A 21,327-nucleotide genomic window follows, 5' to 3' on the forward strand; every position below is an offset into this window, starting at 1 on the left:
GGGCACTGGCCCGTAGCCAGACGATGAAAGTGGGAGAAACACAATGGCAGTGGTAATGGACGAGTCGGTAAATGTTTTGGGGGAGGCGCTGGAGCCCTGTGGTAACGAGCCCCTGACTGGGTATTACCGTGACGGCTGCTGCAACACCGGCCCGGATGATCTCGGTCAGCACACGGTATGCACGGTGATGACGGATCAGTTTCTGGCCTTTTCCAAGTCGAGGGGGAACGATCTCAGCACGCCGGTACCGGCTTTTGGCTTTCCCGGGTTGCAGGCGGGTGACAGCTGGTGCCTGTGTGCGTCCCGCTGGCTGGAAGCACTGGATGCTGATTGCGCGCCGCGGGTGCGGGTACGGTCAACCCATCTTGCCACCCTGGATGTCTGTAATCTTGAAGACCTGAAGCGTTACGCCATCGACCTTAACTGATCGCCGGGCGCTGCTGATGAACCACACGGCTGAGGCCGCCCGCTGGGCCCACTTCCAGCGCCAGTTGCGGCAGGCGGGCCAGCGTCGAATGGTGTTGGTGGAAGGCGAACGTGCCCAATGCCTGGCCTGGTTGCGCCCGGTGCTGGCAGCGCTGAGCGGCGGGGTGCGGCTGTGGATCGGCCAGCACCAAGACCCGGTGGCAGCCGATCTGGTTGCGGTGTCCGCGAGCAAGGCACGTCAGTGGCTGGGTCGGGACACGGATGTGCTGGTCTGGGACGGCTGGTCTGGTAACCCTCCCGACAGTCTGGCCGCGTTCGGTGGCACTCTGAACGCCGGTGGTCTGTGGTTCTGGCTGATGCCACCGCTGGCGCAGTGGCCTGCCTTCGCCGATCCGGACTATGGCCGTACCGGTCTTGCCGATGCTCCTGAGCATGCCTTTGCCCGCCGCCTGGCCACTCTCATCGCGCGTGATGCCGATGTCATTCGCGTGAATGCCGACACGGACCCATCGTACTCCTTGCCGGAGCTGACGCCGCGCATACCGCCATTTTCCCCGGCGGCGACGGCAGAACAACAACAGCTGGTCGAGGCCATTGTCCGAACCGGTCAGGGTCGCCGCCGTCGTCCATTGGTCGTTACCGCGGACCGGGGACGCGGAAAGTCCGCGGCGCTGGGAATGGCCGCGGTGCAGTTGTTACAGGCGGGGCGTTCACAGGTGGTGGTGACCGCACCGTCGCCGGATGCGGTGGCCACGCTGTTTCATCATGCCCGGGCAGCTGCGGGTGAGGACGCACTGGCGGCCACTGGCAGCAATGAATTGGTGCTGAGGGAGGGCGGTACGCTGCGCTTCTGGGCGCTGGATGAACTGCTGCAGCAGCGGCCGTCGGCGGAGCTGGTCCTGGTGGATGAGGCAGCGGCGATACCGGCCAGCCAGTTGCGGGAAGTGCTGCTGGGCTGGCCCCGGTGTGTTTTTGCCAGCACCGTTCATGGTTATGAAGGCGCCGGTCGCGGTTTCGCCATTCGCTTTCGCGCCGAGTTGCAGCAACATACTCCCCAATGGCAGGCCATCAGCCTGTCGGCGCCCATCCGTTGGGGGCCGGGTGATCCTCTTGAACGGCTGACGGCGGAGCTGTTTCTGCTCAACGCTTCGGCCAGTGCCGGCGCCGCCACAGGGGAGCTGACGCTGGAACCCTGGAGGCCCGCCTCGGCCTCCGACAGTGAGCTGAAGGCGGCCTTCGGATTACTGATTGATGCGCATTACCGCACGACGCCCGGTGACTTGCGGCAATGGCTGGACGATCCGGCGGCGGTGAGTTGGAGGGTCGTCTGTAACGGCGAGTTGGTGGCGGTGCTGTGGGCCACGGTCGAAGGCGGTTTGCCCATAGATCTGGCCCAGGCCGTGGCAGCAGGGCAGCGACGGCTGCGGGGCCATCTGTTACCCCAGTCGCTGGCGAATCACAGTGGCTTTGCCGAGGCAGCCTGCCTGCGCCTGTTGCGGGTGGTCCGGGTGGCGGTAAGGGATGACTGCCGCCGCCGGGGGCTGGGCCAGAAGCTGGTAGCGGCGGCGGGCGACCATGCCCGCGCCGCCGGTCTCGATGCCATCGGAACCAGCTACGGTGCCAGTGAGGAGCTGTTGGCGTTCTGGCAGAACTGCCACCTGCCCCTGGTGCGCCTGGGACTCCAGCGCGAGGCCAGCAGTGGCGAATATACCGTGCAGCGCCTGCTGGGGCTGAGCGCTGCCGGTGTGGACTTGCAGTGGCGCATCGGTCGCCGTTTTTCCGAGCACTGGCCGGTGCTGGTGCCGGCGGTATGGCCGCAACTGGCCCCGCCTCTGGTGTTGGCAGTGATGGCGCAACTGACTCCGGGCCCAGACCTATCGGAGCAGGATCGTATTGAGTTGTTTGCTTTTGCCGAAGGCTGCCGCGGTTTTGAACTGACGTTGCCGGTGCTGAGACGTTTCAGTGCCTGTGCGGGTGTTGCGGTGGCGATTTCCGGCAAGCCGGCCGCAGCGCTGTGGTGTCGTGGTGTGGTTCAGGGCTGGAGTTGGGCGCAGCTGCAGGCGGCAGGCGATTGTCAGGGGCGTCGTCATGGTGAGCAGCTGTTGCGGGCTTTGGTCCGGGAAACCCTGGAACTTGTGAACCGCTCGATGTAATTGTCGTTGCTAACGGCCCAGAATGCGTCAACAACATCGCACGCGTTCTGATACGCACTGACAGAGACACCCACACCATGCCGGCCAAAGGATTTGCCCTCGGTTTTCTCACCCTTGCTCTTGTGACTCTCGGACTCGCCAGCCAGAGCGGTTGCAGCAGTCAGCCCACGCCCGCCAACCTGACGCCTGCCGCGGCTGCAGCGGCCGATACACCGTTGATGCAGGCGGTTGGCAGCGGAGAACTGGCCCAGGTACAGGCGCTGGTGGAGCAGGGCGCGGCCCTTAACACGGTGACGGAGCAGGGCACGCCGCTGGCGTTGGCCGTTACCCGGAGTGAGCGCGAAATCGCCTGGTACCTGCTCAGTCGTGGCGCGTCCGCCGACCTTGCCGGCCGTGACGGTGTCACACCGCTGATGATTGCTGCTCGGGCGGGTGACCGCCGTATGGTGCAGATGCTGCTCTCGGCAGGCGCTGCGGTGAATGCCGAAGCGCGCGATGGCCGCACCCCGGTGTTGGTGGCGGCCAGGGCCGGTCAGCTGTCGGTGGTCAAGGTATTGCTGGCGGCGGGGGCCAACGTCAATGTCAGCCAGGATGGCCGTTCCCTTCTGATGCATCTGGTGGCGGCCGGTGACCTGCTGACCGCTGAGTCGGTGCTGGCGGCGGGGGCCGATGTCAGCTACCGCTCGCCGGACGGAACCAGCGCGCTGGATCTCGCCCGGGCCAGCCACAATGACGATCTGCAGATGCTGCTGTTCCAGGCCGGAGCGGAATTCTGAAACCGGCGATCAGTCCAGTGTCATGGGTGGATTGTCGTCGGCCCAGCCCGGCACAAAGTGGGCCGCGATCACCTCGGCAGGGACATCTTCAACCCGCGGATAGCTCCAGACCGGTTTCTGGTCACGGTCAATCAGGCGGGCCCGTATTCCTTCCCTGAGATCCGGGCGGCGGACGCATTCCTGCGCCATGGCCAGCTCCATCTCGACGATATCCTTCAATGACATCTGCTGCGCCCGTTTCAGTTGCTCCGACACCAGCCAGGCGGTGACCGGACAGCCGCAACGGAGATTCTGGATGCAACTTCGCCACCAGTCGTCACCGTCCGGATGGGACAGCAGGCGCCCGACCACTTCGGGCAGGGTACCCTTGCGGCAGAGCTGGGCTATGGTCTGTTCATAGTCAGCAAGCTGACTGGCCGGGAGTTGCTCGGGGCTGGGCGCGTCCAGCTGGTTCAGTAGCCGGTACAGGCGGTTGTCGTCGGCAGCGACAGACCCCGTCCAGCTCTGGCTTTGCAGTTGGGTCAGCAGTGGCGCTCTGCCGTCCGTGTGCACCGCCATATCGGCCAGCCCCACCCGCAGTGCGTCGCTGGCGTTCAGGCGTGCGCCGGTCAGCCCCAGAAACAACCCCAGGCCGGCTGGCAAGCGGTTGAGAAACCAGCTGGCGCCAACGTCGGGGTACAGGCCGATGGTGATTTCCGGCATGGCCATCATCAGATCCGGGGTGACCAACCGGTAGCGGCAGGCGGACAACAGTCCCATGCCGCCCCCCATCACCACCCGCTGGGCCAGTCCCACCACGGGCTTGGGGTAACAGTGGAGGTGGTGGATCAGTTGATACTCGCGGGCGAAGAAACGCGGGGCGGCCGTTGCGTCGCCGCTCCCGGTCATACTTTGGTACAGGGCAACAATATCGCCGCCGGCACAGAAGGCCCGGTCGCCATTGGCGTCCAGCACCACCAGGCAAATACGGTCATCGTCCCGCCACTGGTCGAGGGCTGCCTGCATGTCTGTGATCATGTCTTCGCTGAGGGCGTTGAGGGTGGCCGGTGAATCCAGGGTGATGTGGCCGATCACGCCTTGTTGGCAGGCAAGCTCGTTAACCAGAATGGGCATGCAGACTTTCTCCACGGGCGTGTGGGTACGCCGTTTATTGTCGGTTCGGGAATGACCGCAGTTTGCCACAGTCTGGCCCGGGAATGGATGATTGCCGTCCGATCCTTGTGCCAAAGTCGTAGCTTGATCTATCGCATTTGAGGCGGGTCGGGGCTATGTTATAACCTGCCCGGCGAGACTCTGTCCGCCGAAGCCTGGCTTCAGAGCCGATTTGATAGCCTGGTGGCAGCTTACATAGTGAGTGGCAGGTCAATAATTAATAGAGAGGGATAATCCATGAACCTGAAGAACGTAACGGTTGCAGGGGTGTTTGCCCTGGCTGCGGCCCTGCCGGCGGTCAGCGCCGCGGGTGATGTTGATGCGGGTAAGGCCAAGGCTGCGGTTTGCGCCGCCTGTCACGGCCAGAATGGCTTGGCGGCCATTCCGATGTACCCGAACCTGGCTGGCCAGAATGAAGCCTACCTGGTCAATGCCCTGACGGCCTACCGTTCCAAGGAGCGTAATGGTGGTAACGCGGTCATCATGCAGGCCCAGGCGGCAGCCCTGAGCGACGATGATATCGCCAACCTGGCGGCCTACTATGCCAGCCTCCCTGCCGGCGGTTGATCGCGGATGCAGGCAGCCCTGACCGGGCTGCCTGATCACTCAGGCGGCAGCTCCCTGCACAATGCGATAACTGGGGCTGTAGGCCACAGAGCCGGGCAGTTTCATCCGGTTCTGTGTCACGAATGCCTCCAGCATCTGTTCCAGCGGTGCCAGCAGCTGCGGGTCACCGGAGATCTCGAACGGACCCTTCTGCTGAATCTGGCGAATCCCCTGTTCCTTGACGTTACCGGCAACAATGCCGCTGAAGGCCTTCCTCAGGTTGGCGGCAATCAGGTGTGCCGGCTGATCCTGATGAAGCTCTAATGCCCGCATGGACTCGTGGGTTGGCTCAAAGGGCATCTGGAAAACCGGGTCGATATTCAGCATCCAGTTGAAGTAATAGGCGTCCTGCATCGCCCGCCGGAAGGTCACGACTTCGTCGATGCCGTGCTTCATGGTTTGCGCCACCCGCACCGGGTCATCGATGATGATGTCGTACTTGCTGGCGGCTTCTTCACCCAGGGCCTGGCGAATGAAACGATCGATCATCTCAAAATACTCGGCATTCTCCTGTCGCCCGGTGAACACCAGCGGGAACGGCAGGTCGCGGTTGTCGGGGTGCAGCAGAATACCCAGCAGGTAAAGAATCTCCTCTGCCGTTCCAACCCCGCCCGGGAACACAATGACGCCATGGCCGGTGCGCACAAACGCCTCCAGGCGTTTTTCGATGTCTGGCATGATCACCAGTTCGTTAACGATGGGGTTGGGCGCTTCCGCACCAATGATCGCCGGCTCGGTGATGCCAATGTAGCGGCCGTTGGCGACCCGCTGTTTGGCGTGGCCGATGGTGGCCCCCTTCATCGGTCCTTTCATGGCCCCGGGGCCGCAGCCGGTGCAGATGCTCAGCCCGCGCAGGCCCAGCTCGTGCCCCACGACCTTGCTGTAGTCATACTCAGCCCGGTTGATGGAATGGCCGCCCCAGCACACCACCGTATCCGGCTGGCGACCGGCCTGCAGCACCCCGGCATTGCGGAGGATGTGAAATATCAGGTTGGTGATGTCCTCGGGATCATCGCGGCGGAAGCCATCAGCGGTACGCGGAATCGAACTGGTGTAGAGAATGTCCCGCAGCACCGAGAACAGGTGCTCCCGGTTGGCCCGTAACATGGAACCGTCAACAAAGGCGTGGGCAGGGGCGTTGATCAGTTCCAGCTTGAGTCCGCGGGGTTGGGGCACCAGCCGGATATCAAAGTCGGCGTGGCTTTCCATCAGTGTCTTACAGTCATCGGTCTCGATGCCGGTATTCAGTACCGCCAGAGCACACTGGCGAAAGAGTCGGTACAGGCCGCCTTCGCTTTTGTCCTTGAGCCGGTCAACTTCCTGCTTGGACAGGACTTCAAGGCTGCCTTCCGGGGATACCAGAGCGTTGATTCGGGTTTCTTTCATAGATCGTCCTTTTTCGGGCGGGAGAACAGCGTCCCCTACCTTCTAACCTTAGCCCATTTATTCGATCCGCTGCGACCGCTGTGGTTTGGAGGTGCTTCCGGATCGGGTTAAACTATGCCAACACTGGGGGCGGCCCTGGTGCGTCCTTAACCATTCTCCAGTCACCCTCCAGTCAGTCTATAGTCGGTTCCCATTATGAAATTCCAGATTCGTCCGGCCTCGGAAGTTGCCATCAAAAGCAAGCCGGTGCGCCTTCAGCAGATGCGTCAGTTGCGCCAGAATATCCGTAAGATCCTGATCCGTCTGGATTCGGAAATTGTTGTTGAAGGTGGCTGGGACCGGGTGACAGTGGACGTTCCCGATGGCCGTGGACTGACTGGCCAGGTGGTTGATGAGCTGGTCCGTATCCCCGGTATTTCCACCATCCAGGAAGTGGCGGTGTACCCGCTGGTGTCGTTGGAAGATGTGGCGGAAAAGGCGGTGGCAGCCTTTGCCGAGACCCTGGCAGGCAAGACCTTCGTGGTGCGGGCCAAGCGTCTGGGCGAACACAGCTTTACCTCGATCGAGTTGGAGCGCTTTGTGGGTGGGGCCCTGCTGCAGAACTCGACAGCCCGGGGCGTGAGCCTGAAGGATCCGGACATCACGGTGCGTATCGAAGTCCGCAAGGAGGAATTTCTGGTGGCTCTGCGCCGGCACCGGGGTGCTGGCGGCTATCCTCTGGGCAGCATCGAGTCGGTGATGACCCTGATCTCCGGTGGCTATGACTCGTCGGTGGCGGCTTACCTGATGATGCGCCGTGGCTTGCGCAGCCATTTTCTGTTCTTCAACCTTGGCGGAACCGCCCATGAGGTCGGGGTCCGTCAGGTAGTGCACTACCTGTGGCAGCGCTATGGCTCTTCCCACCATGCCAAGTTCATCTCAGTCCCGTTTGACGGTGTGGTGGCAGAGATCATGCAGTCGGTCAATCACCGCCACTGGGGTGTGGTGCTCAAGCGTGAGATGCTGCGGGCCGCTTCTGCGGTTGCCGGGGAGCACAACACCATGGGGCTGGTGATGGGCGACGCCGTGGCCCAGGTATCGAGTCAGACCCTGGCCAACCTCAACGTGGTTGACCGTGCCTGTGAACAGGTGGTGCTGCGCCCGCTGATTTCCATGGACAAGGAGCAGATCATCCGGATTGCCAAGGACATCGGGACCGAGCCCTTTGCCCGCACGATGCCGGAATACTGTGGGGTAATCTCCCAGAAACCGTCCACTCGGGCCAAGCTTGACCGTGTCCTGCATGATGAGGCCCAGATGGATGCCTCAGTATTGCAACGGGCGATCGAGGCGCGCACGGAAACCCCGGTGGCCAAGCTGATGGACACCCTCACCACGCCGGAAGATGTCGAACTGGTGCCGACGCCGGGGGTGGAGGACGTGATTATTGATGTTCGCCATCCGTCGGAGAGCGAACAGGCGCCACTGACCCTCACCAACAACGAGGTCTTGCAGATTCCCTTCTATGAGCTCAACCAGAAGATGGCCGGGTTGCCTGGCGACCGCCAATACCTGCTCTACTGCGATCGCGGCTCCATGAGCCGTATGCACGCGGGCCATCTCAAGGCCGAGGGCTTCACCAACGTCAAGGTTTACAGTCCGGTCCGCTGATCAGCCTTCCAGTCCCTGAAAGAAGCGCTGGACGTTGGTCGCCAGTGCTTCCAGGTCATACCCACCTTCCTGGATCACCAAGGTCGGTAGTCCGGCCAGACGAACGCGCTCCCCGAGTTTCTCGAAGCCATCGGAGGTCACCGCAACCTTGGCCTGGGGGTCGTTGTGGTAGACATCAAAGCCCAGTGGCAGGACCAGGGCATCGGGCTGGAACAGCCGGATGGCCGTCAGGGCTTCCTCCAGACGTTCAAAAAAGGTGGATTCCGGTGAACCGTGGGGCATCGGAAGGTTGATGTTGTAGCCAAAGCCTTCGCCCTCGCCACGCTCGTCCTCAAATCCTGCTACGACCGGATAGAAATTGGTGGGGTCGCCGTGGATCGAGACATACAGTACATCACTGCGCTGATAGAAAATTTCCTGAATGCCCTGGCCGTGGTGCATGTCGGTATCGAGTATGGCGATGCGGGGAAACCGTTGCTGCAGCTTTTCCGTCGCAATGGCGGCATTGTTGAGGTAACAAAAGCCGCCAGCGGCGTCCCGGCGGGCATGGTGGCCCGGAGGGCGGCACACCGCGTAACAGCTGCGCTCGCCCGCCATCAGGGCGTCGGCGGCGCCGATCGCAGTCTGCGCCGACCAGTAGGCGGCCTCCCAGGTATGGGCGCCAATGGGGCAGCTGCCGTCGGCGAGGTAATGGGCGGCCTCGGCGAGTAAGCCGCGCATCGGGTTGGGGGAGCGCACAAAGATGTTCGACATGACCTCCTCGCCCCAGTCCTCGGGCATGGCCATCCAGCGCCGGTGGGCCGACTCCAGGAACCGCAGATAACCAAGGTCGTGCACCCGGGCAATCGTGCCAGCACCCTGGTCTGCCGGTGTCAGCAGGGGCACGTTGAGCGCGGCCAGCCCTTTCAGCATGACCTCGGTGCGAGCCGGAACCTCCTGGGGCTGCCGCATCTGGCCCCGGGTGAAGTAAGTCTTCGGCAGGTGCAGGTCCTGGGACGGATGAAAAAATGCTTTCATTGGCCAACCTCCTTTTTCAACCAGTATAGGCACTCGGTCAAATGCCAGGATTCAAGGCGGCTTTACAGGGAGAAACTCAGGGACCAAGATGAACAGGGAGGCGACCAGTGTCCAGCCTTGGCCTGGTCAACACTGAACGGCAACATCAGAAGGAACCGAGATGATTGAATCTCCTCTGCTGACGCATCTCGCTGGTTATAGCGGCGGCCAATGGCAGGACAGCTCCGGGACCCGGAACTTCGAGGTCTTCAACCCTGCGAACGGAGAGGTGATCGCCAGGGTTGCTGCGATGAATGCTGATGAGGTTGAGCAAGCCATTCGCAGTGGCTGCTCGGCGTTACGACTCAGTCAGCCCTATTCGATCGAGGCGCGCCAGCGCTGGCTGGAGGAGATCCGCGATGCCCTGACCGCCCATCGGGAAGAGCTGGGCCGGATTCTCTGCAGTGAGCACGGCAAGCCCCTGCCGGAAGCCTGTGGTGAAGTGGATTACGCCGCCGGTTTTTTTGATTATTGCGCCCGCCACATTGGTGCCCTGGAATCCCACGCCCTGGCCGAGCGGCCCCGGGGCTGCAGCTGGACGGTGCATTACCGTCCGGTGGGGGTGGTTGGCCTGATCACCCCGTGGAATTTTCCCATTGGCATGATCGCCAAGAAGCTGTCAGCGGCGCTGGCGGCCGGCTGCCCATCCGTTATCAAACCCGCCAGCGAAACCCCGCTAACGATGATTGCGCTGTTCACTCTGCTGGACGAGCACACCAGCCTGCCGCCGGGGATGGTCAACCTGGTGATGGGCAAGGCCAGTATGATTGGCCAGGTGCTGTGCGAAAGCCCGGAGGTGCCGATGCTCTCGTTCACCGGTTCAACGGAGGTGGGCCGACGCCTGCTGGTGGACACCGCGCTCCAGGTCAAGAAGCTGGCGCTGGAGTTGGGCGGAAACGCGCCCTTCATCGTCTTTGATGATGCCGACCTGGAAGCGGCCGCCGATAACCTGATGGCCAACAAGTTCCGCGGTGGCGGGCAGACCTGTGTCTGTGCCAACCGTATCTTCGTGCATGACCGCGTCATGGCCCGTTTCAGCGAACTGCTGGCGCAACGGGTCAGCGCACTCACGGTGGGGGATGGCATGAACGAAGGGGTCGACATTGGTCCGCTGATCAACAAGGCCGGCTTCGACAAGGTGCGCCGCCATGTCAGCGATGCCCTGGCTCTTGGGGGCACCCTGATCGCAGGGCCGGATCCCGGCAGTCTCGACAACGTGGGACTGTTCTACCCGCCCACGGTGGTGTCCGGGGTTACCCGGGACATGGCCTGTTTTCGCGAGGAGACCTTCGGGCCACTGGTTCCGCTGGTGTCATTCTCATCCGAGGACGAGGTGGTCGCTGCGGGCAACGATACCGAGTTCGGACTGGCGGCCTACGTCTTCAGCGCTGACCCCGAGCGTGCCCAGCGAGTCACGGCCGCTCTGCGCTTTGGCCATGTGGGCTGGAACACTGGCACCGGGCCCGCTCCGGAAGCGCCGTTCGGTGGCATGAAAGCCTCCGGCATCGGTCGTGAAGGAGGCCTGGAAGGGCTGTTCGAGTTTGTTGAGCCGCAAACGGTGCCGCGGGGGGATTGATCCCCCGCACTCGTCACCGGAAACCGCTGGATTCTCCTGTTATAATCCCGGTCCTGTGCATTTAACCAGTACCGGACGCGCTCTATGGATGTCTCCCACATTATCGATTCCCTCAACGACGCCCAGCGTGAGGCTGTCACCGCCCAGAACGACCACCTGCTGGTACTGGCCGGAGCCGGCAGTGGCAAGACCCGGGTGCTGGTGCACCGTATTGCCTGGCTGATGCAGGTGGATGGGGTACCGCCAACCGGGATTCTGGCGGTTACCTTTACCAACAAGGCGGCGAAGGAGATGCGTTATCGCATCGAGCAGATGATGAACATCCCGGCTCGGGGCCTCTGGTTCGGCACGTTCCACGGTATTGCTCACCGCCTGTTGCGCGCCCATTGGCAGGATGCGGGGCTGCCGGAGAACTTTCAGGTGCTGGACAGTGACGACCAGTTGCGGCTGGTGAAACGGGTCATGCGTGAGCTGCAGGTGGATGAAAGCCGCTGGCCGCCGAAACAGGTGCAGTGGTTTATCAATGGCCAAAAAGACGAAGGTCTGCGCGCCGGTCATATCCAGGTCAATCCCGGCGATCATTTCACCGATACGATGGTGAAGGTCTACCAGCAGTACGAAGCCCTCTGTCAGCAGGGCGGCATGGTCGATTTCGGCGAGCTGTTACTACGCTCCCATGAGTTGTGGCTGCACCGGCCGGAGCTTCTGGCCCATTACCAGCGTCGTTTCCAGCATATTCTGGTAGACGAGTTCCAGGACACCAACACCATTCAGTACGCGTGGCTGCAGGTGCTGGCGGGCAATCGCGTACCGCTGACCATTGTGGGTGACGATGACCAGTCCATCTACGGCTGGCGCGGCGCCAAGATCGAGAACATCCAGCAATTCCAGCGTGACTTTCCCAATGGCCGGCTGGTTCGGCTGGAACAGAACTACCGATCTACCCAGCTGATTCTCAAGGCCGCCAACTCGGTGATCGCCAACAACCAGGGCCGGCTGGGCAAGGAGTTGTGGACCGATGGCCCGGAAGGCGAGCCAATCAGTCTTTACGCGGCGTTTAATGAACAGGATGAAGCCAACTACATCGCCGACAGCATCGAAAGCTGGGTGGCCGAAGGCAACCTGCGCAGTGAAAGCGCGATTCTGTATCGCTCCAACGCCCAGTCCCGGGTGCTGGAAGAGGCGCTGATGCGGCAGGGCATTCCCTACAGGGTATACGGCGGTCTGCGTTTCTACGATCGCCAGGAGATCCGCAACGCACTGGCGTACCTGCGTCTGGTGCACTATCGCCGCGACGATGCTGCCTTCGAGCGGGTGGTCAATGTGCCGCCACGGGGCATTGGCGCCAAGAGTCTGGCCGACCTGCGGGCCTATGCCGGTGAGGTGGGCATTTCATTGTGGGAAGCTGGCGAGCGCATGCTGCAGGCGGGCCAGGTGAAGGGGCGGGCGAAAACCGGTCTGCAGGGTTTTATGGACATTATCGAAGCCTTGGCGGACAAGGTCGGACATGCCAGCCTGCACGGTCTGATGAAGCAGACCATTGAAGACAGCGGGCTCAAGGACTACCACGCCAACGAGAAAGGTGAAAAGGCCCAGGCCAGGATTGAGAACCTGGAGGAACTGGTCAACGCGCTGGCGGATTATGAAGTGGAAGAGGGCGTTGATCCACTGGCGGAGTTTATTGCCCAGGCGGCGCTGGATGCAGGCGAAGCCCAGGCCGATGCCCATGAGGACAGCGTGCAGCTGATGACCCTGCACTCCGCCAAGGGGCTCGAGTTTCCGCTGGTGTTCCTGGCCGGAGTGGAGGAGGGCCTGTTCCCCCACAGCATGTCGGTGGAGGAGCCCGGGCGGATGGAGGAGGAGCGCCGCCTGGCCTATGTCGGTATCACCCGGGCGATGAAGAAGTTGGTGCTCACTTACGCCGAGTCCCGTCGTATCTATGGCCAGGAGAAGTTCCACGCCTTATCCCGTTTTGTTCGTGAGATTCCGGCGGATTGCCTGCAGGAGGTTCGGCTACGTAATACGGTGAGTCGGCCGGCGATGGTGTCTCGTCCCAACGAAAGCCTGTTCGCCAGCGAGTCCAGTGCCCAGGCAGGTTTCAGCCTGGGGCAGCGGGTGCGCCACCCGAAATTTGGTGAAGGGGTGGTGATGAATTGCGAAGGTAGCGGTCATCACACCCGGGTGCAGGTCAATTTCGACGAAGGCGCCAAGTGGCTGGTGCTGGCCTACGCGCCGCTGGAAGCCTGCTGAGGGAGCCTGTCGGACCGGGGCGGCGGTTTGTCCGCCGGTTCCCGGTTACCCATACCTCTGGACGTTCAGTTGGGGAAGCGTCCCCGGGTGCGGTTGGCGATTGCCACCAGCATCAACATCAATGGCACTTCCACCAGCACCCCCACCACCGTAGCCAGCGCTGCGCCGGATTGCAGTCCGAACAGCGCAATGGCGGCCGCCACGGCCAGTTCGAAGAAATTGCTGGCGCCGATCATCGCTCCCGGCGCGGCAATGCAGTGGCGCACTTTCCAGAGTCTCGCCCAGCCGTAAGCCAGAAAGAAAATGAACACGGTTTGTATGATCAGGGGTACTGCAATCAGGGCAATGTGCAGCGGATTGTTGAGGATGACTTCACCCTGAAAGGCGAATAGCAGCACCAGCGTCACGATCAGCGCAGCCGGTGTGACCGGTCCTAGCCGTTTCATGAAGATCCCGTCGTACCATTGCCGGCCATGGCGGGCGATCAGGATACGGCGGGTCAGGTAACCGGCGCTCAACGGAATCACAATGTACAGCACCACCGACAGCAGGACCGTATCCCAAGGCACCTGAATGTCGGAAATGCCCAGCAGGAATACCACAATCGGGGCAAAAGCGAACAGCATGATCAGGTCATTGAGGGACACCTGAACCAGGGTATAGGCTGCATCGCCGCGGGTCAGATAGCTCCAGACAAACACCATTGCGGTACAGGGAGCGGCACCGAGCAGGATCGCCCCTGCCAGGTATTCGCTGGCCAGCGGGGCCGGAATCCAGGGTTCGAACACCACGGTCAGGAAGAACCCGGCGATGGCAAACATAGTGAAAGGCTTAATCAGCCAGTTCACGATGGTGGTGATCGCCAACCCCTTGGGTTCTTTGCGAACGCCCACCACAGCGCTGAAATCGATCTGTGCCATCATTGGAAAGATCATTGCCCAGATCAGTATTGCAATCGGGATGGAAACTTGGGCGTATTCGAAGCGCGACAGGGTCTCCGGAATCGAGGGCGCCCACTGGCCAAGGGCAACCCCGGTGACGATGGCCAGCGCCACCCAAATCGACAGGTAGCGCTCAAACCGCCCCATGCCCGCGGTAGATTCTGACGGGGTGGATACGTCGGATTGACGGCTCATCGAAGCTCCTCAGATTGACCGCTGGTTAACGCGTTTTGCCAGGTCCGCCGCATTTTCTTTGCGCTCGGAATAACGGTCGGTCAGGTAATCGCTCCGATCCCGCACCAGGAGGGTGAATTTCATCAGTTCTTCCATGACATCGACGATGCGATCGTAGTAAGCCGAGGGCTTCATGCGGTCATTGTCATCGAATTCCATGAATGCCTTGGCCACCGACGACTGGTTTGGAATGGTCACCATGCGCATCCAGCGCCCCAGTACCCGCAGTTGGTTGACCGCATTGAAGGACTGGGAGCCCCCACAGACCTGCATCACTGCCAGGGTCTTGCCCTGCGACGGACGTATCGCTCCCAGTGACAACGGAATCCAGTCAATCTGGGTTTTCATGATGCCAGTCATGGCGCCATGGCGCTCGGGAGAACACCACACCATGCCTTCGCTCCAGCTGACCAGATCACGCAACTCCTGAACTTTCGGATGAGAGGCATCTTCGGCATCGGCCAGGGGCAGGCCGCGGGGGTTGAATATGCGGGTTTCAGCGCCCATCGCGTCCAGCAACCGTGCCGATTCCTCGACCACCAGACGGCTGAACGAACGCTCCCGGAGCGAGCCGTAGAGCAGCAGAATCCGTGGCCGATGGGTGGATGGGGTGGCGGCAAACACGGCATCGGCGGTGGGGGCGACGAACAGTTCGCGATCAAGGTTTGGCAGATCTGGATGGCTCATGGTGCTCCACAGAAACAAAGGGCTGGATAGCTCTCCAAAGGATAGCTGGCGGGCAGGCAGTCGGCCTGTCCAAAGGGTTCAACGGGTTTACTTCGGCGATTTGCCGCTATAATATCCGAAAAATAAAATATACAGAAGCTGTTATATATGGAAGTTCGAATATGAAGCGCCGGGTCTTGTTCGTCTGTACCGCTAACAGTGCCCGCTCGCTGATGGCGGAAGCCCTGTTGAAGCACCTGGCGGGGGACCGTTTTGAAGTGGCGAGCGCGGGTACCGAGCCGGCTCGGCCCCACCCCCTGGCGTTACAGGTATTGCAGGAATCCGGCATCCCGGTGGATGACCTCCACAGCAAGCAGCTGACGACCCTGGAGGACCAGCACTGGGACTACGTGATCACCCTGTGCGAAAAGGCGGCCAATGAGTGCGGCACGCTGTGTCAGCCCGCGCAGCAGATTGCCTGGGATTTTCCGGATCCGGTTCCGGGTAACCGGCACGTCAACTTCGCCCAGACCCTGAAGGAGTTGCGGGAGCGGATCGGCTTGTTTGCCTTGGTGCATCAAAAGGAAACAGGCCTGAAACCGTTGGAATATAACCCGGTGACGGTGTTCCGGGCGCTGGGGGATGCGTTGCGGTTGGCCACGTTGTTGCTGATTCGCGAGCAGAAAAAACTGTGTGTCTATGAACTGACGACCGCATTGGCGGCATCCCAGCCCAAGGTCAGCCGTCACCTGTCGAGCCTGAAGGAGGCCGGGTTGCTGGACACCGAGCGCCAGGGACAGTGGATATTTTACGATCTCCACCCCCAGCTGCCCCCATGGGTCAGGCGGGTGCTGGATGAGACTTCAGCCAGCCACCCCCGGCTTATAGAGCAGGAAACACGGCGATTGCACGGGATGTCAGACCGTCCCGTTGTCCGGGTTGTCTGAACTCAGGTTATTTGAGCGGTTTTAGCGTTATTGGAGAGTATCAACATGAGTAAGATCAAGGTCGGTATCAACGGCTTCGGCCGCATGGGGCGTCTCGCGCTGCGGGCGGCCTGGGAATGGCCAGACATGGAGTTTGTCGCCATCAACGATCCGGGGGCGGACGCGGCCACCCTGGCGCACCTGCTGAATTTTGATAGTGTCCACGGTCGCTGGAACCGGGAAGCCCGTGCCGAGGGTGCCGAGATGGTGATCGGCGAACAGCGCCTTCGCGTCACCCACAATAAGGCCATCGGCGACACTGACTGGTCCGGCTGTGATCTGGTGATCGAAGCCAGTGGCAAGATGAAGACCGTTGCCGTCTTGCAGCCCTATCTGGATCAAGGTGTGAAGCGGGTCGTGGTCACGGCTCCGGTCAAGGAGGCCGGCGCCAGGAATATTGTGGTGGGTGTGAATGACGAGCTGTTCAATCCGGCTACCGATCGCATCGTCACGGCGGCGTCCTGTACCACCAATTGCCTGGCCCCGGTGGTCAAGGTGATTCACGAAAAACTGGGTATCAAGCACGGCTCCATCACCACCATTCACAGCCTGACCAATACCCAGACCATCATCGATGCGCCGCATAAAGATTTGCGCAGGGCCCGTGCCTGCGGCAGCTCGCTGATTCCGACCACCACCGGGTCGGCCACAGCCATCATCGAAATCTTTCCGGAACTGAAAGGCCGCCTGGACGGTCATGCGGTGCGGATACCGCTGACCAATGCTTCCCTGACCGACTGTGTCTTTGAGGTCAGCCAGCCGACTGATCGGGATACGGTTAACCAACTGCTGAAAGACGCGGCGGAAGGTGAGCTCAAGGGCATCCTGGGGTATGAAGAGCGCCCGCTGGTGTCCATTGATTACCGGACCGACCCCCGTTCCTCCATCATCGATGCCCTGTCGACCATGGTGGTCAATGGCACTCAGGTGAAGCTCTATGCGTGGTACGACAACGAGTGGGGCTATGCCAACCGTACGGCGGAACTGGCGCGCAGGGTGGGTTCCGCCTGACATGACGGCTGCAATCCGACAGTATCTGGTCATCACCGGTAACTACTGGGCTTTTACCCTGACCGATGGCGCCCTGCGAATGCTGGTAGTGCTGCACTTTCACCAGCTCGGTTACTCGCCGCTGGAGATTGCCCTGCTGTTCGTCTTCTACGAGTTCTTCGGGGTCGTGACCAACCTGGTGGGGGGCTATCTGGGGGCCCGTATGGGGTTGAACCGGACCATGAATCTCGGGTTGTTTCTACAGATTGTTGCCCTGGCCATGCTGGCCGTCCCGGCGGCAATGTTGACGGTACCCTGGGTGATGGCGGCGCAGGCGCTCTCTGGCATCGCCAAGGATCTGAATAAAATGTCCGCCAAGAGTGGCATCAAACTGCTGGTGCCGGATACCCAGCACGGCACCCTGTACAAATGGGTGGCGCTCCTCACGGGGTCCAAGAACACCCTCAAGGGTGTGGGTTTCTTTCTCGGTGGTGTGTTGTTGATGGAGGCAAGAATCACTGGCGCTGTCATGATCATGGCCTTAGCGCTGGGTCTGGTGTGGCTGGCAAGCCTGTTCCTGCTCAAACAGGAGCTGGGCAAGAGCAAGGCCAAGCCGAAATTTACCGACATCCTCTCCAAGAGTCGTGCGATCAATGTGCTGTCGGCGGCCAGAATGGTTCTGTTTGGCGCCCGCGATGTGTGGTTTGTGGTGGCACTGCCTGTCTACCTGCACACGGTGTTTGGCTGGGATTTCTGGAAAGTGGGTGGTTTTCTGGCCTGCTGGGTCATCGGCTATGGTTTTATCCAGACTATTGCGCCACGGATCACCGGTAGTCGTGGGAGCCGGCAGACGGCGGTGTTCTGGGCGGCGGTGCTGGCACTGGTTCCGGCCGCCATCGCCATTGGCCTGATGGCGGGCTGGTCGCCGCAGTGGGTGGTAATTGGTGGACTGCTGATGTTCGGCGTGCTGTTTGCCGTCAACTCCTCCCTGCACAGCTATCTGATCGTCAGCTACGCCCGTGGCGATGGCGTGTCTCTGGATGTTGGCTTCTACTACATGTCTAATGCCGCCGGGCGATTGATGGGTACCCTTCTGTCCGGTTGGGTGTATCAGGTCTATGGCCTGGAGGCCTGTTTGTGGATGTCTGCCGGACTGGTGGCGATGGCGGCGCTGCTGTCACTGGGCTTGCCAGAGCGGCCACCGGCCTGAGCCCATCGCGACGGCCGCCGGTGGACGATCTGCTGTTGGGCACCAAAGTCGCATGTTCCTTCAAAACATCCTCACGATAGTCTTAGGGGTGCCCTCAATCCCCTGGTTGGCGGCACTTTCAATGCCATTCCCAATGGCGCTCTTTATGGCACTCTCAATGAGACTCTGAAACGGAACCTCTCACAAAAGGCGGTCGTAATGATCGATTTACTCCGACGTTATCCGTTACCGGTGATCGTCGTTGCCCAGTTGTTCGGAACCTCCCTGTGGTTCAGCGTTAATGGAGTCTGGTTATCCCTGTCCCGGGAGTTGGGGCTGACCGAAGCGGATCTGGGCAGGCTGACTCTGGCGGTACAGGCTGGCTTTATCGCAGGCACCCTGACGATTGCGGTGACGGGGCTGGCTGACCGCTTTGGGGCCAGCCGGATCTTCGCGGTGGCAAGTCTGTTGGGCGCCATGGCCAATGCCGGGTTTGTGCTGACCCTGAATCTGCCGGCACTGGATTTCATTTTGCGGTTTGCCACCGGACTTTGCCTGGCGGGCATCTATCCGTTGGGCATGAAAATGGTCATCGCCTGGACGCCGAAGTATTCGGGCGTGGCACTGGCTTGGCTGGTGGGTATGCTGACCCTGGGTACTGCGCTGCCGCACCTGATGCGCGGGGCGACGCTGGGTATGCCCTGGCAGTGGCCGTTATTGGTGGCGTCGCTGCTGGCCGTAGTGGGTGCTGCGGTGGTGTTTCTGTTGGGGGATGGCCCCCATTTACCCAAAAGCAGCGGGCCTATCCCTCTGCGTCAGGGGCTGGCCGCCTTGCGTGTGCCCCGATTCCGGGCCGTTGCCGGTGGTTACTTTGGGCATATGTGGGAACTCTATGCATTCTGGACCCTGGTGCCGTTGCTGGTTGGCCGCGAGCTGGGGCGTCTGGGAGAGGGGGACGCATTGATTCCATGGCTGGCGTTTGCGGTGATTGGTATCGGAGCCGTGGGGTGTGTCGGGGGAGGCTGGCTAAGTCGAGTAAAAGGCAGTGAATGGGTGGCGCGGCAGGCGCTTCGGCTATCGGGCACGGTCTGCCTGGTATACCCCTGGCTGAACGGGGTATCGCCGGTGGTGTTGATGGCCTTGCTTTTGGTCTGGGGGGTGGCCGTGGTGGCGGATTCGCCCCAGTTCTCGGCTCTCGCTGCCGAGGCCGCGCCGCGGGCATCGGTGGGCTCGTCGCTGGCGGTGATGAATGCCGTTGGTTTTGGCCTGACCCTGCCGGCCATCTGGTTGACCAGCGGATGGTGGGGCCAGCTGGAGGTTTGGGCAGTATTACTGCTGGTGCCTGGGCCGGTGCTCGGGCTATGGTCGCTGGCAAGAGCAGGGGCTGAACCAGCGCAGGGCTAGCCTGGGCGGGCGGCAGCCCCGGGCTGGTATCAGAGCTGGTCCGGGACTTCGCGGATGCGCCCATGCTCGTCGATGGCGACAAAGACAAACAGCGCTTCGGTCACCTTGCGGGGGCGCTTGGCAGCACGGTCCAGGGTCCACACCTCAACATTGATCTTCATCGAGCTGCGGCCAATGTCCACCAGTTCGCAGTAGCAGCTGACCTGGGAGCCAACGCGCAGGGGTGACAGGAATTCCATGCGGTCTACGGCAACGGTGGCATTGCGTCCCTGGGATACTCGCCCGGCAATGGAAGCTGCGGCCATATCCATCTGCTTGATCAGCCAGCCGGCATAAACATCACCATTGGCGTTCGTATCCCCGGGCAGAGGGACTACCTGAATGGTGAGTTCGCCGCGGGGGCGGGGTTTGTCATCGTCCAGAGTCGTCATCGAAAGGCACCTTTTGTCATTCTTGTTTCATTGCATAAAAAATGTTGAAAAGCTGCATGTTAATGGTGATCGCCGTGGCTGCAAGCGAAATCGGCCTTAAATGCCAGCATTTCCCTTTACCGCTCATGACGGTAATATTTCAAACGCTGTAACAAAGTTGTCACAGAGGCTGCGTATTCTCCAATCATCGGCTCACCCATGCCGTTAGTCTGAGGATTGGATAAGACGTCAAATTGACGAGAAATGACGCGATCTGATCCCATCAGCTCACCAAAAGCAGCTTATAAGCTCAACGTGATGGAGACGTAACGTGATTAATCTGAAGACAGCTTTCGCCAGCCTGGCCGTTGCCGGTACCCTGGCTGCAGTTTCCACCCCGACCCTGGCCCGTGACACCATTAACATCGTGGGTTCCTCTACCGTTTACCCGTTTGCCACCGTGGTTGCTGAGCACTTCGGTCGCAACACTGATTTCCCGACTCCGAAATTGGAGTCCACGGGTTCCGGCGGTGGTCTGAAGCTGTTCTGTGCCGGTATCGGTACTCAGCATCCGGACATCACCAACGCTTCCCGTCGTATGAAGGCCAGTGAATTTGAACTGTGCCAGAGCAACGGTGTTGAAGACATCGTGGAAGTGAAGATCGGCAGCGACGGCATTGTACTGGCCAGCTCCCAGGAAGCGGAAAACCTGGACGTCAGCCTGCAGCAGTTGTTCCTGGCTCTGGCCAAAGATGTTCCGAACCCGGACGGCAGCGAAGAACTGGTTGCCAATCCTTACCAGAACTGGAATGACATCGACGCCAGCTTGCCTAACAAGCCGATTCGCGTGATGGGTCCTCCTCCTACCTCCGGTACCCGTGACGCCTTCAACGAGTTGGCTCTGGAAGGTGGTTGCAAGACCTTTGACTGGATCAAGGCTATCAAGGCTGAAGACAAGAACGCCTACAAGGCCATCTGCCACAGCGTTCGTGAAGACGGTGCCTTTGTTGAGGCCGGTGAGAACGACAACCTGATCGTTCAGAAACTGACGGCAGACGCCTCCGCCTACGGTATCTTTGGCTACAGCTTCCTGGAAGAGAACTCTGGTACCCTGCAGGCAGCAACGGTTGCCGGCTTTGAGCCGACCATGGACAACATCAGCGTTGGTGACTACCCGCTGGCCCGTTCCCTGTGGTTCTACGTGAAGAAAGCTCACGTGGGTGTGGTTCCGGGTATCGCCGAGTACGTGGCTGAGTTCGCGAGCGAAGGCGCCTGGGGTGACAACGGTTACCTGGCTGATGTGGGCCTGATTCCGCTGGATCGCGCGGACCGCATGACGGCTGCCGAAAGCGCTGTCAGCCTGGAAACCATGACGGGTGACGAGCTGTAATACGGCTGGTATCAGAGAAGTGGTAAGGAAAAGTGCGGGCCTGGTGTCCGCACTTTTCATGTGTGTAAAAACCCGCTGAATGCCCC

18 protein-coding genes are annotated in these 21,327 nt (G+C 61.1%); 12 read left to right on the forward strand and 6 right to left on the reverse strand.

Features of this window, described 5'->3' with window-relative positions; translation table 11 throughout:
• The first annotated feature begins 43 nt into the window (after window positions 1–43).
• From BLV11_RS00235 to BLV11_RS00245, 3 genes are all read left to right on the forward strand, one after another.
• Window positions 44–427 carry a DUF2237 family protein gene (locus BLV11_RS00235; RefSeq protein WP_245725866.1) on the forward strand — a complete coding sequence of 128 codons (384 nt, stop codon included), beginning with the start codon at window positions 44–46 and terminating at the stop codon, window positions 425–427.
• A 16-nt stretch (window positions 428–443) separates the two neighbouring features.
• Window positions 444–2,579 (forward strand): tRNA(Met) cytidine acetyltransferase TmcA, encoded by a 2,136-nt coding sequence (locus BLV11_RS00240; protein WP_091810940.1) that lies wholly within the window; start codon window positions 444–446, stop codon window positions 2,577–2,579.
• Window positions 2,580–2,656: 77 nt separating this feature from the next.
• Window positions 2,657–3,355, forward strand: coding sequence for an ankyrin repeat domain-containing protein (locus tag BLV11_RS00245; RefSeq protein WP_091810941.1), 699 nt, complete (start codon window positions 2,657–2,659; stop codon window positions 3,353–3,355).
• Window positions 3,356–3,364: 9 nt separating this feature from the next.
• Here BLV11_RS00245 and BLV11_RS00250 read toward each other — a convergent pair whose 3' ends face one another.
• Entirely contained in the window at window positions 3,365–4,468 is a 1,104-nt protein-coding gene (locus tag BLV11_RS00250; RefSeq protein WP_091810942.1) for an enoyl-CoA hydratase/isomerase family protein, read from the reverse strand.
• 276 nt (window positions 4,469–4,744) lie between these two features.
• On the opposite strand from BLV11_RS00250, the gene BLV11_RS00255 reads away from it, so the two are divergent.
• Window positions 4,745–5,074 (forward strand): c-type cytochrome, encoded by a 330-nt coding sequence (locus tag BLV11_RS00255; RefSeq protein ID WP_091810943.1) that lies wholly within the window; start codon window positions 4,745–4,747, stop codon window positions 5,072–5,074.
• A gap of 39 nt (window positions 5,075–5,113) precedes the next feature.
• Here BLV11_RS00255 and ppnN read toward each other — a convergent pair whose 3' ends face one another.
• Window positions 5,114–6,499, reverse strand: a complete 1,386-nt coding sequence (ppnN, locus tag BLV11_RS00260) for a nucleotide 5'-monophosphate nucleosidase PpnN (RefSeq protein WP_091810944.1) — start codon at window positions 6,497–6,499, stop codon at window positions 5,114–5,116.
• 195 nt (window positions 6,500–6,694) lie between these two features.
• Between ppnN and thiI the strand changes: the two genes are divergently transcribed.
• Complete coding sequence (thiI, locus tag BLV11_RS00265) at window positions 6,695–8,149, forward strand: tRNA uracil 4-sulfurtransferase ThiI (RefSeq protein WP_091810945.1); 1,455 nt, start codon at window positions 6,695–6,697, stop codon at window positions 8,147–8,149.
• Here the strand turns inward: thiI and BLV11_RS00270 are convergent, their stop codons facing one another.
• Window positions 8,150–9,166, reverse strand: a complete 1,017-nt coding sequence (locus BLV11_RS00270) for a histone deacetylase family protein (protein WP_091810946.1) — start codon at window positions 9,164–9,166, stop codon at window positions 8,150–8,152.
• Between the two features lie 160 nt (window positions 9,167–9,326).
• On the opposite strand from BLV11_RS00270, the gene BLV11_RS00275 reads away from it, so the two are divergent.
• The gene (locus BLV11_RS00275; RefSeq protein ID WP_091810947.1) at window positions 9,327–10,781 is read left to right on the forward strand and encodes an NAD-dependent succinate-semialdehyde dehydrogenase; all 1,455 of its coding nucleotides are present in this window, start codon (window positions 9,327–9,329) and stop codon (window positions 10,779–10,781) included.
• An 84-nt stretch (window positions 10,782–10,865) separates the two neighbouring features.
• Window positions 10,866–13,031 (forward strand): DNA helicase II, encoded by a 2,166-nt coding sequence (uvrD, locus tag BLV11_RS00280; RefSeq protein WP_091810948.1) that lies wholly within the window; start codon window positions 10,866–10,868, stop codon window positions 13,029–13,031.
• A gap of 65 nt (window positions 13,032–13,096) precedes the next feature.
• On the opposite strand, the gene arsB is transcribed toward uvrD, so the two are convergent.
• Window positions 13,097–14,167: an ACR3 family arsenite efflux transporter gene (arsB, locus tag BLV11_RS00285; RefSeq protein ID WP_091810949.1), complete on the reverse strand. Its 1,071-nt coding sequence runs from the start codon at window positions 14,165–14,167 to the stop codon at window positions 13,097–13,099.
• A 9-nt stretch (window positions 14,168–14,176) separates the two neighbouring features.
• A complete protein-coding gene (gene arsH / locus BLV11_RS00290) occupies window positions 14,177–14,893 on the reverse strand; it encodes an arsenical resistance protein ArsH (protein WP_091810950.1) in 717 nt (238 codons plus the stop codon).
• Between the two features lie 161 nt (window positions 14,894–15,054).
• Between arsH and BLV11_RS00295 the strand changes: the two genes are divergently transcribed.
• The 4 genes from BLV11_RS00295 to BLV11_RS00310 all read left to right on the forward strand — a co-directional run bounded on the left by BLV11_RS00295 (window position 15,055) and on the right by BLV11_RS00310 (window position 19,441).
• Window positions 15,055–15,819, forward strand: a complete 765-nt coding sequence (locus tag BLV11_RS00295; RefSeq protein WP_091810951.1) for a metalloregulator ArsR/SmtB family transcription factor — start codon at window positions 15,055–15,057, stop codon at window positions 15,817–15,819.
• 45 nt (window positions 15,820–15,864) lie between these two features.
• Window positions 15,865–16,869: an ArsJ-associated glyceraldehyde-3-phosphate dehydrogenase gene (locus BLV11_RS00300; protein ID WP_091810952.1), complete on the forward strand. Its 1,005-nt coding sequence runs from the start codon at window positions 15,865–15,867 to the stop codon at window positions 16,867–16,869.
• Between the two features lies 1 nt (window position 16,870).
• On the forward strand, window positions 16,871–18,058 hold the full coding sequence (gene arsJ, locus BLV11_RS00305) for an organoarsenical effux MFS transporter ArsJ (protein ID WP_091810953.1): 1,188 nt from the start codon (window positions 16,871–16,873) through the stop codon (window positions 18,056–18,058).
• 198 nt (window positions 18,059–18,256) lie between these two features.
• Window positions 18,257–19,441 (forward strand): MFS transporter, encoded by a 1,185-nt coding sequence (locus BLV11_RS00310; RefSeq protein ID WP_091810954.1) that lies wholly within the window; start codon window positions 18,257–18,259, stop codon window positions 19,439–19,441.
• Between the two features lie 29 nt (window positions 19,442–19,470).
• Here BLV11_RS00310 and BLV11_RS00315 read toward each other — a convergent pair whose 3' ends face one another.
• Window positions 19,471–19,872: an acyl-CoA thioesterase gene (locus tag BLV11_RS00315; protein WP_091810955.1), complete on the reverse strand. Its 402-nt coding sequence runs from the start codon at window positions 19,870–19,872 to the stop codon at window positions 19,471–19,473.
• 310 nt (window positions 19,873–20,182) lie between these two features.
• Between BLV11_RS00315 and BLV11_RS00320 the strand changes: the two genes are divergently transcribed.
• Window positions 20,183–21,241 carry a substrate-binding domain-containing protein gene (locus BLV11_RS00320; RefSeq protein ID WP_091810956.1) on the forward strand — a complete coding sequence of 353 codons (1,059 nt, stop codon included), beginning with the start codon at window positions 20,183–20,185 and terminating at the stop codon, window positions 21,239–21,241.
• Window positions 21,242–21,327 lie beyond the last annotated feature (86 nt).

Origin of the sequence: Marinobacter mobilis, from assembly GCF_900106945.1 — a bacterium.
Taxonomy (GTDB): Bacteria; Pseudomonadota; Gammaproteobacteria; order Pseudomonadales; family Oleiphilaceae; genus Marinobacter; species Marinobacter mobilis.

Coding starts and splice junctions, on each gene's coding strand:
- BLV11_RS00235 (WP_245725866.1), top strand. CDS start 44: ATGGCAGTGGTAATGGACGAGTCGGTAAATGTTTTGGGGGAGGCGCTG.
- BLV11_RS00240 (WP_091810940.1), top strand. CDS start 444: ATGAACCACACGGCTGAGGCCGCCCGCTGGGCCCACTTCCAGCGCCAG.
- BLV11_RS00245 (WP_091810941.1), top strand. CDS start 2,657: ATGCCGGCCAAAGGATTTGCCCTCGGTTTTCTCACCCTTGCTCTTGTG.
- BLV11_RS00250 (WP_091810942.1), bottom strand. CDS start 4,468: ATGCCCATTCTGGTTAACGAGCTTGCCTGCCAACAAGGCGTGATCGGC.
- BLV11_RS00255 (WP_091810943.1), top strand. CDS start 4,745: ATGAACCTGAAGAACGTAACGGTTGCAGGGGTGTTTGCCCTGGCTGCG.
- ppnN (WP_091810944.1), bottom strand. CDS start 6,499: ATGAAAGAAACCCGAATCAACGCTCTGGTATCCCCGGAAGGCAGCCTT.
- thiI (WP_091810945.1), top strand. CDS start 6,695: ATGAAATTCCAGATTCGTCCGGCCTCGGAAGTTGCCATCAAAAGCAAG.
- BLV11_RS00270 (WP_091810946.1), bottom strand. CDS start 9,166: ATGAAAGCATTTTTTCATCCGTCCCAGGACCTGCACCTGCCGAAGACT.
- BLV11_RS00275 (WP_091810947.1), top strand. CDS start 9,327: ATGATTGAATCTCCTCTGCTGACGCATCTCGCTGGTTATAGCGGCGGC.
- uvrD (WP_091810948.1), top strand. CDS start 10,866: ATGGATGTCTCCCACATTATCGATTCCCTCAACGACGCCCAGCGTGAG.
- arsB (WP_091810949.1), bottom strand. CDS start 14,167: ATGAGCCGTCAATCCGACGTATCCACCCCGTCAGAATCTACCGCGGGC.
- arsH (WP_091810950.1), bottom strand. CDS start 14,893: ATGAGCCATCCAGATCTGCCAAACCTTGATCGCGAACTGTTCGTCGCC.
- BLV11_RS00295 (WP_091810951.1), top strand. CDS start 15,055: ATGAAGCGCCGGGTCTTGTTCGTCTGTACCGCTAACAGTGCCCGCTCG.
- BLV11_RS00300 (WP_091810952.1), top strand. CDS start 15,865: ATGAGTAAGATCAAGGTCGGTATCAACGGCTTCGGCCGCATGGGGCGT.
- arsJ (WP_091810953.1), top strand. CDS start 16,871: ATGACGGCTGCAATCCGACAGTATCTGGTCATCACCGGTAACTACTGG.
- BLV11_RS00310 (WP_091810954.1), top strand. CDS start 18,257: ATGATCGATTTACTCCGACGTTATCCGTTACCGGTGATCGTCGTTGCC.
- BLV11_RS00315 (WP_091810955.1), bottom strand. CDS start 19,872: ATGACGACTCTGGACGATGACAAACCCCGCCCCCGCGGCGAACTCACC.